The organism is Flagellimonas sediminis (assembly GCF_010500845.1).
Classification (GTDB): Bacteria; Bacteroidota; Bacteroidia; order Flavobacteriales; family Flavobacteriaceae; genus Flagellimonas; species Flagellimonas sediminis.
Genome location: NZ_JAAAMI010000002.1, coordinates 58099 through 76681, shown reverse-complemented (window position 1 = coordinate 76681; position 18583 = coordinate 58099). Strand labels below are relative to the sequence as shown.

Here is an 18583-nt window from a genome sequence, read left to right as displayed (position 1 = left end):
CATTGAAAAGCCCGTGCCTTAAAGACATGGGCTTTTTTAATACAGGATTCTTAATACCTTTGTACAATAAAATTTATTTCTTTTGAAAATATTGGTAACAGGAGCTGCCGGCTTTATCGGCTTTCATGTCTCCAAAAAATTGATTGAACTGGGACACGAGGTTGTTGGTCTGGACAACATCAATGGATACTACAATGTAAAACTAAAATTTGCAAGGCTCGCCGAACTTGGAATCAATCAAATAGATGCCACTGCTTTCAATATACTCTGTGCCAGTGAAAAATATGGGACGAGGTTCAAATTTATTAGAATGGACCTGGAGAACCGGGAGAAACTCCCAAAATTATTCAGAAAGGAAAGATTTGATGCAGTTTGTTCCCTTGCGGCCCAAGCAGGTGTCCGGTTCAGTATTGACAATCCGGAACCTTATATAGACAGCAACGTGGTCGGATTCTTGAATGTTCTTGAATGTTGCCGAAATTTCAACATCAATCATTTGGTATATGCCAGTAGTTCCAGCGTTTATGGCCTGAATGATGAAATACCGTTCCATACAGATCAAGATGTTGACCAACCTGTAAGCCTTTATGCCGCAACCAAAAAAAGCAATGAGTTGATGGCCCATGCCTATAGCCATCTTTTTGGCATCAAAACTACCGGGCTTCGATTTTTTACGGTTTACGGACCTTGGGGGAGACCTGATATGGCCATTTATCTGTTTACCGAGGCCATTGAAAAAGGACTTCCTATAAAAGCCTTTAACCTGGGTAAAATGGAACGGGATTTTACATATATTGATGATATTGTTGACGGCGTGATCCGTGTACTTCAAGATTCATACAACGAAAAAACCGAACGGCCCCTGTACAAAATTTATAATATTGGCGCCGGTAACCCAGTAAAATTGATGGATTTTATTACCGAAATAGGTGAATCCCTTGGTAAAACACCCGAAATTGAATTTTTGCCCATGCAACCTGGTGATATGGAAAAAACATGGTCAGATGTCAGCGAGCTTCATCAGGATTACGGGTATTCCCCAAAAACCAACATTGCTGATGGGGTCCATCAATTTGTGAATTGGTATAGAAGCTACAAAGCATAGTGAAAATCGTTGACCACCAAATCCAGCGGTCCTAATTAGCTCCTCAATCCTTTAGTTCCTTGCCAAATATCTCGATAAGTTTTTGGGTATAAAGATTGGCACCTTCTTCATCCAAATGATCAAAATCGCCCCAAAGAGCATGTTCTTTTAAAAACCCATGATCATCAAGGGACAGGATTCCAACGGAATCAGATGGGACTGCTTTGTAATCACTTCGTTCATAACCGGAATAATGGTTCACATCCACCAGTTTAGGGATGTAGATCTTTTGGATATCGATCCCATTATTCAGTCCAATTTGAATCATTTCGTCAGCAAACCTCTCCTGTGACCAAATGTTGGAAATGTAATTGTTGCCAACCCAATAATCAATGACAAGTCTTCGTTTTAAAACCCGGAAATTGGTCATGAAATTATCCTTACCAACTTCCTTTTGGTAACGAAAATCGTTCTTATAAAGATTATAATACTCATCACTGTCTTTGATTTTTTTTTCTTGAACAACCTCATCATAATATCCTCTGGAAATAGTATCCTTAACAAACACGACTCCATATTGGTTTTTCAAAAATTTATCATATTCAAGGTTGGAAGTATTATCACCAAAGAGATTAAAGAAAAGGTACTCCAAGGTCAATTTGGACTTTTTGAAAACAAATTCTATATAGTCTTTGTTGATGCTCTGACCATTGGCTATCAATTTAGAAGAGTTGAATAGCAATGGAGTAAGCTTATGTAATCCTTGAAACGGTGTTTTTCCTTTTAGGAAAATGACTTTTTTAGGATTTTTATCTTTCAATCTATCCAAAAAATAGAGCCAAAGTTCATTACCATTATGCGGCACTCCCATGTTAATAGCGTTAATGCCATTGGCCTGCATAAGGGAATCGTTGATTGCCCCTTGAACCAATGAGGAGCCCAGAAAAATAACACTGTTATTTATACGCTCCGGTTCTTCATTTATCAAATGAAGGTTCCATCCTATTTTTTTATAAGCAGTATCTTTTGTCTTGTAACTAATGAAATCATCAGAAAAAGTAACCTGTGACAATCCAAAACAGATGATTAGGATTAGGATTGAAATTACGCCGAACTGAACCAAAAACCTTTTCATATCCTAAAATTGAAAATAAATAAAGTCTTGCTGATTGTCCATGGAACCGATGATACAAAGACAGATAATCAAATAAAAGGCCCATCGTAAAGGAAGTTTCCAGTTGGATCCAATTTTCTCTATGGCAAATTGCTCCCTTCTACCCATCCATTCCATAATAAGAAGTAAAGTCAAGAAAATGAACAATGACCAAGGTGTAAAGGCCAAAGGCTCCCCAATTTTGGTAAATATCGCACCCAAATAGGCAAAAGCGTGGGAAAGGTTCTCCGCCCTAAAAAACACCCATGCCAATATAGTGAGCAAAAAGGTGACGGCTATCTGAAAAAATTCCCTGACGGTTGGCAAAGTTGAGTTTTGGGCCACAACATCCAAGTTTCTTCTATTGGTTTTGGATAGCAGAAGTGGTAAAAAATACAAGGCATTTAATCCACCCCAAACAATGAAGGTCCAATTGGCACCGTGCCAGAACCCGCTGACCAAAAAAATGATAAAGGTATTCCTAATCTTCATCCAAAGTCCACCCCTACTACCTCCCAGGGGAATATAGAGGTAATCCCTGAACCAGGTAGACAAGGAAATATGCCACCTACGCCAAAACTCGGCAATATCCCTTGAGAAATAGGGATACGCAAAATTTTGCATGAGATTGAATCCGAACAATTTTGAGGTACCTATGGCAATATCGGAGTAACCCGAAAAATCACCATAAATTTGAAAAGCGAATAAAAAGGCTCCCAGTAACAAAGTTACTCCTCCATAATCTGTACTGTGATCAAAAATTAGGTTCACATATTCCGCACATTGATCGGCAATCACTACTTTCTTAAACAATCCCCAAAGAATTTGCCTAGTACCAATAACCGCATTGTGGTAATCGAACCTTCTTTTGGTGTAAAATTGCGGCAATAGATTGGTTGCCCGCTCAATAGGACCGGCTACCAATTGTGGAAAGAAACTCACAAAGGCCAAAAATGCCAACAGATCTTTGGTAGGTTCCAATTGTTTTCGGTAGACATCTATGGTATAACTCAATGTCTGAAAAGTATAGAAACTAATTCCTACCGGAAGAATGATATTAAGAGTATAACCATCGAACGGATGGCCAAAAAAGCTGAATGTGGCCTTAAAATTGTCAAGAAAGAAATTATAGTATTTGAAGAATGCCAAAAATCCTAAATTGATCACGATACTAGTGGTCAAAAGTAATTTCCTTTTGGCGGTGTTCTCAGTATTACCCAATAACCTTCCAATGGTATAGTCCACCAAGGAACTAAAAACAATTAGTGATAAGAAACGATAGTCCCACCAACCATAGAAAACATAGCTTGCAACTACGATCAAAAAATTCTGCTGGCGAAGATTTTTTTGGGTCACGAACCAATACAGTACAAAGACTATTGGCAAGAATACCGCAAAATCAAAGGAGTTAAATAACATAGTTCAGTTTAAGGCCTGGGTTAATCACGAACGTTTAATTAGGTCCAATATTTTTGACCATGCAATATTAACATTGTAAACAATACCGTCATAAAAAATAAGGATGTCCGTTAGTAAGTCATCGGTAAACGGTCCAAATTTATACAACATAATTCCTTAATCGGGTAATAGTGTATTTTCAAAGAACTATTTTTGCCCTGTTAAGACGATTACGGATATTCGTCCGTTATTCTTAAAAACCTTTACGTACAACACAAACCATAGCATGAAAAAAGCATTGATTACCGGTGCAACCGGTCAAGATGGAGCCTACTTAAGTGAATTTTTGTTGAAAAAAGGATATGAGGTACACGGTCTTAAGAGACGTTCTTCCCTATTTAACACTGATCGTATCGACCATCTGTATGAAGACCCACATGTAGAAAACAGGAAATTCATTCTGCATTATGGAGATATGACGGACAGCACCAACTTAATTAGGCTAATTCAAGAAATACAACCAGATGAAATCTACAACTTAGCGGCCATGAGCCACGTTCAGGTATCCTTTGAAACGCCTGAATATACTGCAAACGCCGATGGTATAGGTACCTTAAGGGTACTGGAAGCCGTAAGATTGTTAGGTTTGGAGAAAAAAACCAGGATCTATCAAGCATCAACATCCGAGTTGTACGGAAAAGTTCAGGAAATTCCTCAATCGGAAACAACCCCTTTTTATCCAAGGAGCCCATATGCCGTTGCAAAAATGTACGCTTATTGGATTACAGTTAATTATCGTGAGGCCTATGGAATGTATGCGTGCAATGGAATCCTGTTCAACCATGAATCACCTATCAGGGGGGAAACTTTCGTTACCAGAAAAATTACAAGGGCAACCGCCAGAATCGCTCTTGGACTTCAAGACAAACTTTATTTAGGGAACCTGGATGCCCAAAGGGATTGGGGACACGCTAAAGATTACATAAGGATGATGTGGATGATCCTTCAAGCCGATGAACCAGAGGATTGGGTAATTGCTACAGGAAAAACTACACCGGTGCGAGATTTTGTACGAATGAGTTTTGCCGAAGTGGGTATTGAACTGGAGTTCAAGGGTGAAGGTGTAAATGAAAAAGCGTATGTAAAAGCCTGCAATAATCCTGATTACCAAATTGAAATTGGCAAGGAAGTATTGGCCGTAGACCCAAAATATTTTAGACCTACTGAGGTTGACCTTTTAATTGGAGATCCATCAAAGGCGAAGAACAAATTGGGATGGGTACCGGAATATGACCTTCAAGATTTGGTTAAGGATATGATGCAGAGTGATGTAAAATTGATGCAAAAAGATCAGTTTTTGAAACAAGGAGGTTATAGAATCCTTAACTACTTCGAATAAATGGAGAAAGACGCCAAGATTTTTGTGGCCGGCCATAGAGGTTTGGTGGGTAGTGCCATAGTGAAAAGCTTGACAGCCAAAGGATATTCCAATCTTGTACTGAGAACCAGTAAAGAACTGGATCTTAAGGATTCCTCTGCCGTGGCGAACTTTTTTGCCAATGAAGAACCTGCGTATGTGGTTTTGGCCGCAGCCAAAGTCGGCGGAATCGTGGCAAACAATACGTATAGGGCAGACTTTATCCATGAAAACCTGATGATCCAGAACAACGTGATCCATCAAAGTTATGTTCACGGGGTAAAAAAGCTACTTTTTTTGGGGAGTACCTGTATTTATCCCAAAAATTGCCCTCAACCCATGAAAGAGGATTATTTGCTTACTGATGTTTTGGAATACACCAATGAACCCTATGCAATTGCCAAAATTGCGGGCATCAAAATGTGTGAAAGTTATAACATTCAGTATGGTACCAATTTCATTTCGGTGATGCCCACAAACCTTTATGGACCCAATGATAATTTCGATTTGGAAAAATCCCATGTATTGCCTGCATTGATTCGAAAGGTACATTTGGGTAAAGCCTTAGAAGAAAATAATTGGGACCAAATTAGACAGGACTTGGACAAACTTCCTATTGAAGGAATGACCGGTAGTTCCTCAGAAAGTGAAATTTTGGGGATTCTAAAGAAATATGGAGTATCCAAGAGCACTGATAATCAAGTTAGTGTGGAAATATGGGGAAGCGGTAGACCAATGCGCGAATTTCTTTGGTCTGAAGACATGGCAAATGCCTGCGTGTTCTTAATGGAAAACCGTGACTTTAAGGATACGTATGCCAAGGACACCAAAGAGATTAGGAATACCCATATAAACATTGGTACAGGTGTGGATATCAGTATTAAGGATTTGGCCTATTTGATCAAAAACACCATTGACTTTAAAGGAATCTTTGTCTTCAATAGTGATAAACCGGACGGCACTATGAAAAAACTGACCGATGTATCCAAATTGCACCAATTGGGCTGGAAACACACCATCGATCTGGAACAAGGTGTTCAGAAAATGTATCAGTGGTATTTAAACAAATAAGGAACCTAATCATTAACATAGCCAATCCTTTAAATAGACCGTTGTAACTTATGGGTCTTGGAAATAAAATCTTATCAGGGGCCTTTTGGAGCCTTGTTGAAAGAATATCAACCCAGTTAGTTCAATCTATTTTGGGAATTATTCTGGCCCGCCTATTGTCCCCCACAGATTATGGATTAATTGGGCTATTGACGGTATTCATTGTGATTTCACAAGTATTTATTGACAGTGGATTCACCAAAGCCTTGATCCAGAAACAAAACCGTAATGAAAACGATATTTCTACCGTGTTCATTTTCAACGTGTTAATTAGTGTGGTTTGTTATGGATTGCTTTGGATTGGAGCTCCGTTTATTGCCTCATTCTATGAAATTCCTCAACTTGATATTCTTTTAAAGGTACTTTCATTATCGTTGGTGCTTAATGCATTGTTTACCATACCTGTTACGCTTGTTACCATCGAATTGGATTTTAAGCTTTTGGCCAAAATAAATTTAATTACCGTCATCTTATCTGGGGTGATAGCCGTTTATTTGGCCTATACCGATTATGGTGTGTGGGCCTTGGTTTACCAGACTATTCTAAAATCTTTTTTCACTGTAATTTTGATGTGGTTCTGGGTAAAATGGAGGCCTAGTCTGAAGTTTTCAAAAGAGTCCTTCAAAGAACTCTTCTCATACGGGTCTAAACTTTTGATAGGATCACTTCTGAATACTGGTGCCAACAACGTATCATCTCTATTAATCGGTAAGGTTATCAGTGCCAAACAGCTTGGTTTCTATACCCAAGGAACGCAATTTACCGATATCGTGTTCAAGACGATCAGCTCCATTGTAAATAAGGTACTATTGCCTACATTATCAAAAATTCAGGATCAACGGGAAGTATTGGTTAAATACTCCAAAAATATTATCAAAACAGCTTCATTACTTACCACTCCTGTGTTTTTTCTTCTAATAGTGGTGGCAGAACCCTTCATTAAAGTTTTATTGACAGAAAAATGGTTACCGGCGGTACCCATTCTGCAACTTTTTGCGTTGGCAAGGCTAATAACCATTATTTGTGGTATCAATGTAAATCTGTTATATGTTTTAGGGAGGACGGACATTGCCTTAAAACAACAATACTATAAAATTCCTATTAGGTTGGTCTTTATTTTGGCAGCACTTAAATTCGGTATTGTTTATGTGGCACTTGGCGAATTGATAGCAACATGTATCCATTATTTTTTTGATGCCTATTTTCCCGGAAGAATCATGAATTATGGTGCAAAAAACCAGCTTAAGGATTTGGCACCGGTTTTTTTTATTAATATGTTCATTAGTATCATCCTTTATATGTTGATGTTCATTTTAAAGAATGATCTTTTACAATTAATCTTAATACCCGTTTTATACGGCATAATGTACTTGATTTCAATGCATTATTTAAAGATTCCAGAATATGTGGCCCTACTTAACAAGGCAAAAGAATTGGTACAAAGCAGAAAAAAAATATAGCAAAATTTGGGTGAGGAACCATTTTCGAATCCAAAAAACATACTAAAATGAAGTTGACCATTTTTTCAAATTTCTTTAATCATCACCAAAAACCATTGGCAGATGAATTTTATAGACTTTTGGGGGATGATTTTACCTTCGTTGCCACCTCTCCTATGCCCGAAACTTTTATTAAGGCCGGATATGGCCAGTTTCAAGTTTCCTACCTACTCTGTGCATACGAGAGTTCAGAAAAAAAAGAGAAGGCACTGGAACTAGGTCTTGATTCCGATGTGGTGATTTTGGGAGCGGCACCTAGTGCCTATGTAGCGGAAAGGATTGAGCAAAACAAAATTACTTTTAGATATGCCGAGCGTATGTTTAAAAAAAGTAAGTGGCAAAAGTTTAATCCCAGGGCGATCTGGCATCAATACAAAAAACATACAGTCCTTAAAAATAAGAATTGCCATATGTTATGCTCTAGTGCCTTCACGGCCAATGACTTGACATGGATTAAGGCCTACCCTAACAAAATGTACAAATGGGGATATTTTACAAAGGTTGAGAATCACTCCATTGAGCAAATTCTTGAAGGTAAGAGGAATAACAAATTTACCATTCTATATGTAGCCCGGCTAATTGATTGGAAGCATCCAGAAATTGCGGTCAAATTGGGCAAAACCTTAAAGGAAAAGGGATATGATTTTATGATCAATATAGTTGGTAGTGGTGAAATGCAAGACGAACTAAGGACACAAATCAATACACTTGGCTTGACCGATGAGGTAATCCTTAAAGGAAACATCCCCAATGATGAGGTATTGGAACTCATGAAAACCTCACATGCTTATTTTTTTAGCAGTGATAGGAATGAAGGTTGGGGGGCAGTTGCCAATGAGGCCATGGCCAATGGATGTACTTTGGTGGCAAGCCATATGATCGGTTCGGTCCCATTTCTTGTACGCCCGAATATAAATGGATTGGTTTTTGAATCTGGGAATAATGAAGATGCATTCCTAAAAATGTCGCAACTCTTAGATAATCGTGATTTTTGCGAACAACTTGCGACAAATGCCTACTCCACTATTTCCGAAGTTTGGTCTCCCAATCAGGCGGCCCATAATTTTTTACAGCTTCATAAAAAATTAAGTTCAAAACTTACCGTTGATATGGGAGATGGCCCTTGTAGCAGGGCCATCCCCACACCGTCAGATTGGCATAAAACAGCATAATATGAAAGTACTTTGGGTTACGAATACCATGTTTCCCGATCTCGCAAAAGATTTAGGTTTAAAACCACCAGTTGTTGGTGGCTGGATGTACGGTCTTGCTCGAGATTTGGCAAATTCTGGTAAAGTAAAATTATATGTAGCCACTGCAAGAGATGCAAAATTAGATGAATCGAGGGAAATTAATGGTATCACTTATTTTTTGTTAAAGGGAAATTCTCCCATTAACAAATATGATAAGACTCTTGAACCGAAATGGAAAAAAATAATTGACCTTGTAAATCCAGATGTTGTACATATTCATGGCTCCGAGTATGCCCATGGGCTTTCCTTGATAAACGCTTGTCCACCGCTAAAATATGTAATATCCATCCAAGGTTTGGTCAGCATATGTGCTCGCTATTATTTAGCCGGATTGGGTGTTAAGGATATTATCTGGAACACCACGTTAAAGGATTTTCTAAAAAGATCCACCTTGTGGCATGAAACAAAGGAATTTTATGAACGAGGCAAAAAGATTGAGGTCAATTATCTTAAAAAGGTCAATCATATCATAGGTAGAACCCAGTGGGATCATGACCATGCAAAAATTGTAAACCCTGATTGCACTTATCACTTTTGTAATGAATCCTTGCGTGATAGTTTTTATGATTCGGAAGTTTGGGAGCCTAAACCAGTAAGTCAGCCACCTACAATTTTCCTGTCCCAGGCGTCAAGACCTTTAAAAGGGTTGCATAAGGTATTGGAGGCCGTTCATTTACTAAAAGACTTACACCCGAATATTCAGTTACGCATTGCCGGCGGAAATATTTTTGATGCGAAAGGTTTGAAGCAACGATTAAAAATGTCAAGCTATGGCAATTATATTAGGAAGAAGGTGAAAAAATATGACCTGTGGAATAGGATTACCTTTACTGGGCCCTTGAACGAAAAGGAAATGGTGACTGAATATTTAAACTGCCATATGTTCATATGCCCATCAAGCATCGAGAACAGCCCAAATTCTCTTGGTGAGGCACAAATATTGGGGGTTCCTGTTATTTCTTCATTTGTAGGTGGTGTTGCCGATATGGTCACCCACAATCAAACTGGACTTTTATATCGTTTTGAAGAAGTGGAGATGTTGGCAAGGGAAATCCATCAAATTTTAACGGACCCTGATTTGGTCTTAAGATTGTCTAAGCAAGGGAAAGAAGCAGCAATGATAAGACATGATAGAAAAACCAATCTAAATCAGTTAATTTCCATATATTCAAATTGTACCACAAAATAATCTATCAATGGGTGTCATAATTAACCTATACAGGATATTGATTCAATTTTTCAATAACATGATGAACAATATCCAGCTAAAAATGAAAAAGGTAAAGTATGCAACAAAACCATTGATAAGAGGAAAAATTAAGATTTGGGGAAATGGCAAAATCATTCTTGGATCTCATGTGAGTTTCAATTCGGGAAAATCTTATAATCCAATTGGTGGAGATACCCAAATGATTCTTAAAACTACTGCGGGTTCAACTATTGAAATTGGAGATTTTACCGGGATTTCAAATGCCGCTATTGTATGTTTTGATTCCATTACAATTGGAAAACATGTAAAGATTGGTGGCAGTGTTAAAATTTATGACACGGACTTCCATCATTTGAACTTTCTAAATAGAAGGGCAAGGGAAACCGACGTTCCAATAACCAAACCAGTTGTCTTGAAGGATGACTGTTTTATTGGGGCACATAGCATTATTCTAAAAGGCGTTACCGTTGGTGAAAGATCCATTGTTGGCGCAGGATCTGTTGTTACCAAAAGCATACCCGATGGTGAGATTTGGGCGGGGAACCCGGCAAAGTTCATCAAAAAAATAGAAGAGATTTAAGCAAATTATGAAAGCACTTATCCACTATTTTAAACATATTGGGTTTATTTATCTTATACTCTTGGTCATTTACCTGGTCAATCCATACAATAAAGGTTTTATGGCCGGATATCTCATATTGGGTCTCATATATACCAATAGGAAATTTGTGCTTGGGAATCTTGACAAAACTTACTTTATCCTCGTCGTATTCTCCTTTGTCTACGCAGCATTTTATTATTTCAATTTAGAACAGGGAATGCAATGGCTGATCATCTACGCCACCTTTCCCCCGGTTTTCTATTTACTGGGAAAAAAGATGGTCCCAGAAATGGAGGACACCAAAAGTATGGGGCAACTGCTGATTTTTTTAGGTATTGCATATTCCCTGACGGGCATATTATCTGTAGGTACCAATTTATTGGAGGGAGGTTTTGTGCAATTGGGAAGATCTATAGCTGATTTCTGGTCTGGCCAAGAGCGATTGGCAACAGCAATGGGCTCCTATTTTGTTTTCAACATGTCAATTCCGGGCTTGTTGATCGTTGCTAAACGAAGACTTTCCTTAATTGCCAAGTTAGCCTTAATCGGTGTTTTTATTCTTTCATTACTATGTGTTTTTAGATTGGGAAGCCGTACACAAATGGCATTGGCCCTTATTGGTATCTTAATTGGGATTGCCTATAGGATCAAGAGCCAAAACCTCATTTCCAATTTTAAATTTGTTCTTGTTCTGGTAGTACTAGTCATATTGGGAATCAATTACATCTCCATTGACCTAGATGCCGATTATCTTTCATCTCTTGGACAACGTTTACAGGAAAGCGACAATGCAGGCAGCGCTGGTGGTAGAACGGAGCGCTGGTCGAAATCCTTGATCAATCTTTTTGAAAAGCCTCTCGGTTGGCCGGTGGAAGAATTTGGTTATTCGCACAACATGTGGTTTGATGCGGCAAGAAACGGAACGGTAATTTCCTTTGTCCTATTGACCATTTTCACGGTCGTTTCCATCAAAAATATCATTAGAGCGTTAAAAGTGAATAAAAAGGCAACATTTTTAAATTCTATAATTCTAATTTTCAATATTGTTATCTTCCTTCAGTTTTTTGTGGAACCCGCTTTGGAGTCGCTTTATATCCTTTTTGCCTTTTATTGTTTAATACAAGGGTTCATCAACAAGTATACTGAAAACATCTTGGAAATGGATAATAACAACGTTTCGGTCTCAATACCCAATCAGGTATCTTGATCGTCTGCCAAATACCTTCTTAACGGCCAAACAAAACAATACATTCACGGCTATCAACAGGAATACATACAATACCGATGCGGGTATTTGAAGAAATCCAGGCACAAAATCATCAACTGCATAATATAATCGCTTTAAATGCCTGTCAAAAATAGCATGGGTAAAATATAGAGCGAAACTGCAATCCGCAATAATTCCAATTACTGGCCACCTGTCGCTTTTAACTTCCCTCATCAAATGCAATATGATAAAGGTTAAACTCATCTTCTGAATATAAACCAAAGATTCCCTAGGGTTGAAAAGGGATAAATATGTCTTCTCATGGTCAACAAAAAGTAGTATCACAGAAGTTACCGCAGCAATGGAGACCAAAGGCCAAAACCATTTACGGGCCCTGTCCATGACAACATCAAAATGAATGCTAGTATACATGCCAAACAAGTATACTGGTAAAAAATATACAAATTGCCAAAAAGTGATATAAACCTGTGTCCTTGTACCCAATATAGGTAGTACAAACAACAATGGAACATACTTGATAAAGTTTTCCTTCCTTATTTTTAAAAATAAGGGACTAAGGAGAAATACTATAATAATAAATGGTATATACCAAAATTGAAACGATGCAGTTCCCCTGATCAGTTTATCTGGGATAATATGAAGATAATCTTTGAGATTTATGTTTGCCCGAACACCGGTAAAATCTTCGGCAAAAATGAGAAAGACACTTATAAAAATATAAGGTAGTACAACATTTTTGAATTTAGATAGATAGTAATTCCTGATCTCAAACCTGTGGCTAAGGTAGTGGAATAAAAACCCTGAAATGAATAGGAAGTATATAGTACTTCCGTGAAATAGCATGTCTCTCCCCGCGTTTACCAAAGTACCCGACAACTTGTAGTTGGTATCCGGTGATAATCTCCACGTATGGATAAATATGATATTAAGAATTGCGAACGCCCTAAAATAATGAAAGGACCAAAGGAATTTCCTTTTATCTTGACTCAAAATTATCGCATTAAATTATTGCTAGTTAAAATACTGGTTCCTACATCTACTACTACTTGTAATACCCATTTAAATAGGCATCACACACAACGCCCTTTTACCAGTATGTACAGAATCAAAACATACCATATCTCCTTTCCTGTTCATCCTAGGGTGAAGATCACAGCACCAATGTCTGTATGCTTTGGATTGGAACTTTTTCAAGGAGTTTACGGAAGCCAATAAGGTAGCCTTATCACTTTCGATATCCACTTTGTATAATTTGGCCATTCTATACTTGTCAGGATAGGTATCGGTAACAAAGGAAGAGCTTGAAATAAAACTCTGATGCCCATCCGAATTCAATTGGGGGTAGGCAACACGTTTATATTTTTGCAAGGTAGGTTCTTCAAAAAGCACATGGCTATCCTGTTCCTCTACCCTACTGTATGCAATGATTTGGTTCTTATCGTTCCACACATAGTGCGAAACCATTTCGTTGGTTGGGGAAAAATGCAATTGCTTGGTTTCCCGGTCATAAACACCCATTTGCGTCCATCGCTTTAAAATATCCTCTACTACCGTAGCCCTGTACAAAAAGGAAACATATCTGCCATCTGGACTAAATAAGGAATGCGTCACATATTGGTGTGCATTTTCAATAGGATATTGGGTCAACCCACCCTGATCATTTAAGGTTTGCAAATCGGCCACCAATTCCCTGGTACCATCTTCCAAATTACCAATGAAAAGTCCGGTTTCCTTTGGAATCTTCACATCCTTTAACGCCCCATCATCATAACTATATCCATATCCCGGCATGGTCATCTCCAATCTACCATAGCTGAATGAAGTGGCAAATTTGCCACATAACGAAGCAGTGTCAATAGGATAAGGAATCTTCTTGGTGGTCTTGTCATGGATGTTGTACAATCTGGAAACCAATTGTTCCCCATCGGCATCATTATAAATGATATGGTCGGGACCCGCCCACTGTAACCTGCATCCTTTATGATAATTCCATGCTCTGGACTCGCCTACTTTGACATAATCACCCACTTGACCATTTTCTATTTCGAAATAACCTACCTCCAATACATCCTTTTTCTCTGGCATACGCAGGGGAATGGTCAATTTATTGGCCAAAACCTTGGTGTCATCAAAGGAGAAGGGAGAAACATCGTGAAAACCAAAAAAATGGCCCTCTTTTGCTTGAATGGGATTTACGGAATAATCCTTTTTATTCGGAAGTGCATCATAAAAGGATTGATACATATTCCTGATCTTGATCTTTACCTTTGGGTTATGCTTTACGGCATCGTAAACCAACTTTTCAAGTTTATTCATGGTCGGTGTTGTATAATTTTAAATATTCCACTACTATTTTGTTCCAGTCAAAGCGATCAATGACCTGGTTCAGATTCTTAAACTGGGTGTTGGCTACTTTATCAATGCCATCTGCTATGGATTCCTGGTTATCGGGATCTACGGCCAGGCCCACAGGAAATTCTTCAAAAAATCCATCGATACCTTCCCCTTTTGAATAAATGATGGGCAATCCTTGGGATAGTGCCTCAATATAGACCAATCCAAACAATTCCTGCTTGGAAGGCATGGTAAAAATATCGCAAGACCTATACTCCTCGATCAATTTTGAAGTATCCTTTATCTTTCCCTTATAGTGCAACCATTCGTGTTCTTCCACCTTTTGAAGAAACTCTTGGTAATACTCTGGTTCATAGGGATTATCACCCCCGATAACCGTTAGGGAATACGTTTTGCCTTCCCTTTTGTTCAATAAGTCAACAGCATCTAGAAGAGCTTTAATGTTCTTTCGGTTCATAATTTGGCCAACGTAAAGCAATTTGATTTGGGAGCTATTTGAAAAATCCCGCTCCACAAACCTATTTTTCAGCCAATTGTCATGGATTCCATTTGGAATAATGACGGATTTTGCAGCTAATGTATCGGCCAAACTTTTTGGCATCATGGCAAAAAGTTTATCCCTATAAATGGGGGAAATAAAAATGATCTTTTCCGCATTTAGCAGCACCCTATTGATTCCCGGCCTACGGTGGTACATGTATTTGTACTGCAGGTTGATATCGGTAGTCCTCACCGCTACGACATAAGGTAGCTTGTGGGATTTGTGCAATTTATTGGCAAGGGCACCATCTGTAAACAGGTTGTGTGCGTGAACATAATCCACTCCCTTCGGTAAACCTTTGGCAACCAATTCTTTATACAGATGATTAATTTTCCCAAAGTAATTGAACTTGTGTGCAGGCTTGATGATCTTATCAAAAACCAATTCCGTTTGATGATAGTCAATTACGTTCTCAGGATTTCTGTTCAGTTTGATCGGGATGTAAACCTTTTGTTTTACCGAAGCATCCAATTTGGAATAGAGCTGGGAATACAAATGGTTATCTATGTAATATGAATTGAGGTGGAGAATGGTTTTGTTGTTCATTGGGGCCGTGAATTTTTTCTAAAGATACGGTCGCCAATATTATTGAACTTGGGTGTAAGAGAAAAAAAAAACCGTTAAAATAACGGTTTTTTTAGAAAATCTTCATGTTTGTTAATTGGGCGAGGTGTTAGTCACATTAGTAACGATATAATTATCCTTGGAAGGTACCTCGCTATTCCAAAAATTACTATCAATAAATTGGGTGTTTGGATTAAGAATGCTGCCTCCTGTATTTTTATAAGTAATCTCCTGTAAATTAGTTATATTAGATATCTTACAATTCTCAATGACAAATCCACTATTGGGTCTCGAGACTATAAAAAGATAAGGAGCGTTGGAAAATGTACAGTCGGTAAAGACATTTCCTAAAACAAGTTCGGTTAGCTCATTCCACCATCCAAGCTCAATGATACCATGTGAAACATTTTCAACCTTGGAATTCATAACCATGTTGTATTGACCTGGATGTTCCTCATACGAATTTTTACCGCTATCTTGAAACGAAAATCCATTCTCCCCATTAGCTAAATAGGCTCCATCAACAATATTGTATTCTGCATTGTCCATGAAACTAATCCCTCCTCCTTTGTAAAGGCCGAAATTTTGATTCCCTATAACAGAAACATCTTTAACCAGACAATAGCTTGCACCATCCAAATGTATACTGGTTCCTTCTACTTCCGAATCTAAAACGGTATTGTTTTTTGAGAGTTGGTTAAAGCAAACGCCATGACCACTATGATTACTACTTACAAGTCTCTTAGCTTTTAAATTCCTAAATAAGTTATTCTTTCCGGTGGTATGAAAATAGTAATCTTGAGGATTACCGTTGTCAATATCGCTGACTGATTCGGAAAATTCAATTAAGGAATTTTCTGAATTGCCAATAGAAAAGCCTCTAAAAGTCATGTTATATGTGGCGCTGTTCCTTATAACATTATACTTACCAGAAGAACCTGAACTTGTTGAATAAAGCAGAAATGCTGTTCCCTGAAGATCCGTGTTACTACCCCCCTGTCCTTCAATGTTAGTAAACCATCCATGGTTTGCCTGAACTACATTATCAAACACCATGTAGGAAGGCAATTTAAAATTGAATCCTCTCCTGAAATATTGAATTTGCATATTCCTGAAAACGAAGCCTTGTTCCCCTCCATCTGTGTAAAACAAGCTTTCATTATCAATATACTTACCTGTACTTGAATTCCCACTAAAGGTTGGCATGATATCCGAATCCAAATCATGGGTGCCATCACTATTCCTAGGACGTGCTTTATAATCATCCCAGCTAACAGTCGCATATTGGGAGGAATTAATATCTCCAGGGGTATCCTTATAGCCTATCCAATAACATGGTTTATCTGGAGTACATGGCAAATTGGATAAATCATAGTGAGCGGTCCCGCTTGGAGTCCCATAAGTATATTTTCCAGCTTTTATGTAAAAAACATCCCCAGCTTGTATAAAATCCTTATTAAATGCGGTATTGATGTCCTTGGGTGAAGATTGGGACAATCCACTGTTACTGGCACTTCCATTAACGGCTACATAAATAATTCTATTAGGATTTGCCGGGGTCATTGGAATGTTGTTTCCTACATTCCCCTGAAAACCAATTTCTTGATCATATAATTGAGAAAGATCTGGAATTTCTGGAATTTCTACAGTCGGATTCTCTCCATTGGAGTTATTTCCATCTGTTGGGCTTTGAGGGGTCTCCTCCGCTGGTTTTTCAGAACCGTTTTGGGCGATATCCTCCCCAATGGCATCCAAGAACAAATCGTTGTCCTTACCACATGAGGAAAGAGTCAATAAAACAAAAAACAAAACGAACATTAAATTTTTGCTTGTGGGGTTTAGGCTGTTCATAGCAAAATAATAAATTTGAAAATGGGGTTAACAAATAAATGAGTAGGTGTCATTGCTCGTTCGAATGCTAAAATATAACCTCCTTTGTTAAATTAGGTGAAAAGCATCTTTTTTTCGATGAAATACACCAACTTGATTACAATTTGTCTTGTACAGACCCTAAAAAGCTGCTTTTCAACATAGTTATCAACAATTTGAACGAAAATAATGACAACAATGAGGGCATATACGCCACTTTTTTGTATTCGGATTTCGACCACCATGACTTTAACAAAAGTTTTTGACTGACCCCAAGACCTTTTTGAAAATCTTTTTTACATGATTAAACTTGTTTATTGACCCTTTATCGAGTTTTTATAAACCCACACACGATCTGATATAATTTTGCATTCGAATGAAGTTAAACCATGTTCAATAGCCCCAAACCAATGAACCGATTAGCTGTATTGCTCACTTGCCATAACAGGAAAGACAAAACCCTAAAATCCTTGGAATCCCTAGCCCTGACCACTAATGCCTATGCAAAACCCCTTGAGATATCCATTTTCCTTACCGATGATGGGTCAACGGATGGCACCTCAGAAGCCGTTAAGGAAAAATTTCCTGATACCAAAATCCTAAAGGGCAACGGAAACCTGTTCTGGGCCAATGGCATGATCAATTCATGGAAAGAAGCCCTGAAAGGCGATTTCGACTTTTATCTCCTTTTGAATGATGATACCAACTTGTTCGACACCATGTTTGATACCATTTTTGAAACACATCAAAAATGCTTGGACACCTATGGGCAGGCAGGAGTCTATATCGGTTCCACCAAAGATCCTGTTTCCAATGAAATCAGTTATGGTGGGGCCGTGATCAAAAGCAAGTTTAAATATACTTTTTCCAAGATACTACCTGATGGCCAAATACATGAATGTGACTTGGGCAATGCCAATATTATGATGGTCAGTAAAAACGCTGTGGAAAAAGCAGGGATATTATCCGAAGGGTACGCACACGGCGTTGCCGATTTTGATTATACTTTGACCTGTAAAAAGAAAGGACTTCCCGTTTTGGTAGCATCCGATTATTGCGGTTACTGTACCTATGACCATAAGGGCATGTATCATAATTTTGATAAGAAAACCCTGAAAGAACGAATTAAATACCTTTATAGCCCAACAGGAATTGCATTCAAGTCCAGATTGCTTTTTATGAGAAAGTTTTTCCCAATTAGATATCCTTTTTTCTTTATCATTGGATGGTTCAAGGTGCTTTTCCCAAAAGCATATATGGCAACCATGACAAATCGATAATCCTAGCAACACAATACTACC

15 protein-coding genes are annotated in these 18583 nt (G+C 38.1%); 9 read left to right on the top strand and 6 right to left on the bottom strand.

Annotated features, from left to right (window positions below; all coding sequences use genetic code 11):
* The first annotated feature begins 82 nt into the window (after positions 1 to 82).
* Positions 83 to 1105, top strand: a complete 1023-nt coding sequence (locus GTK07_RS04875) for an NAD-dependent epimerase/dehydratase family protein (RefSeq protein ID WP_163633631.1) — start codon at positions 83 to 85, stop codon at positions 1103 to 1105.
* 43 nt (positions 1106 to 1148) lie between these two features.
* Here GTK07_RS04875 and GTK07_RS04870 read toward each other — a convergent pair whose 3' ends face one another.
* Complete coding sequence (locus GTK07_RS04870; protein WP_163633629.1) at positions 1149 to 2219, bottom strand: hypothetical protein; 1071 nt, start codon at positions 2217 to 2219, stop codon at positions 1149 to 1151.
* 3 nt (positions 2220 to 2222) lie between these two features.
* Positions 2223 to 3656, bottom strand: coding sequence for an MBOAT family O-acyltransferase (locus tag GTK07_RS04865; RefSeq protein ID WP_163633627.1), 1434 nt, complete (start codon positions 3654 to 3656; stop codon positions 2223 to 2225).
* A gap of 265 nt (positions 3657 to 3921) precedes the next feature.
* On the opposite strand from GTK07_RS04865, the gene gmd reads away from it, so the two are divergent.
* Genes gmd through GTK07_RS04830 form a run of 7 tightly spaced genes read left to right on the top strand, consistent with a single transcriptional unit; the run spans position 3922 to position 11932 of the window.
* A complete protein-coding gene (gene gmd / locus GTK07_RS04860) occupies positions 3922 to 5034 on the top strand; it encodes a GDP-mannose 4,6-dehydratase (RefSeq protein ID WP_163633625.1) in 1113 nt (370 codons plus the stop codon).
* Entirely contained in the window at positions 5035 to 6123 is a 1089-nt protein-coding gene (locus GTK07_RS04855) for a GDP-L-fucose synthase family protein (RefSeq protein ID WP_163633623.1), read from the top strand.
* Positions 6124 to 6173: 50 nt separating this feature from the next.
* Positions 6174 to 7622, top strand: coding sequence for a lipopolysaccharide biosynthesis protein (locus tag GTK07_RS04850; protein WP_262887565.1), 1449 nt, complete (start codon positions 6174 to 6176; stop codon positions 7620 to 7622).
* Between the two features lie 47 nt (positions 7623 to 7669).
* Positions 7670 to 8833 (top strand): glycosyltransferase, encoded by a 1164-nt coding sequence (locus tag GTK07_RS04845; protein WP_163633619.1) that lies wholly within the window; start codon positions 7670 to 7672, stop codon positions 8831 to 8833.
* A 1-nt stretch (position 8834) separates the two neighbouring features.
* Entirely contained in the window at positions 8835 to 10103 is a 1269-nt protein-coding gene (locus tag GTK07_RS04840) for a glycosyltransferase family 4 protein (RefSeq protein WP_163633617.1), read from the top strand.
* A 7-nt stretch (positions 10104 to 10110) separates the two neighbouring features.
* Positions 10111 to 10704: an acyltransferase gene (locus GTK07_RS04835; RefSeq protein WP_203583734.1), complete on the top strand. Its 594-nt coding sequence runs from the start codon at positions 10111 to 10113 to the stop codon at positions 10702 to 10704.
* Positions 10705 to 10711: 7 nt separating this feature from the next.
* A complete protein-coding gene (locus GTK07_RS04830; protein WP_163633615.1) occupies positions 10712 to 11932 on the top strand; it encodes an O-antigen ligase family protein in 1221 nt (406 codons plus the stop codon).
* Here GTK07_RS04830 and GTK07_RS04825 read toward each other — a convergent pair.
* The 4 genes from GTK07_RS04825 to GTK07_RS04810 form a co-directional block, all read right to left on the bottom strand.
* The gene (locus tag GTK07_RS04825) at positions 11909 to 12943 is read right to left on the bottom strand and encodes an acyltransferase family protein (protein WP_163633613.1); all 1035 of its coding nucleotides are present in this window, start codon (positions 12941 to 12943) and stop codon (positions 11909 to 11911) included. The two genes, GTK07_RS04830 and GTK07_RS04825, sit on opposite strands and share 24 nt — an antisense overlap.
* A gap of 69 nt (positions 12944 to 13012) precedes the next feature.
* On the bottom strand, positions 13013 to 14269 hold the full coding sequence (locus tag GTK07_RS04820; RefSeq protein ID WP_163633611.1) for a hypothetical protein: 1257 nt from the start codon (positions 14267 to 14269) through the stop codon (positions 13013 to 13015).
* Positions 14262 to 15395: a glycosyltransferase family 4 protein gene (locus tag GTK07_RS04815; protein WP_163633609.1), complete on the bottom strand. Its 1134-nt coding sequence runs from the start codon at positions 15393 to 15395 to the stop codon at positions 14262 to 14264. The genes GTK07_RS04820 and GTK07_RS04815 overlap by 8 nt, the downstream gene beginning before the upstream one ends.
* A 111-nt stretch (positions 15396 to 15506) precedes the next feature.
* Positions 15507 to 17264 (bottom strand): right-handed parallel beta-helix repeat-containing protein, encoded by a 1758-nt coding sequence (locus tag GTK07_RS04810; RefSeq protein WP_163633607.1) that lies wholly within the window; start codon positions 17262 to 17264, stop codon positions 15507 to 15509.
* Positions 17265 to 17692: 428 nt separating this feature from the next.
* Here GTK07_RS04810 and GTK07_RS04805 point away from each other — a divergent pair, with 428 nt between their 5' ends.
* Positions 17693 to 18562: a glycosyltransferase family 2 protein gene (locus GTK07_RS04805; protein WP_163633605.1), complete on the top strand. Its 870-nt coding sequence runs from the start codon at positions 17693 to 17695 to the stop codon at positions 18560 to 18562.
* Positions 18563 to 18583 lie beyond the last annotated feature (21 nt).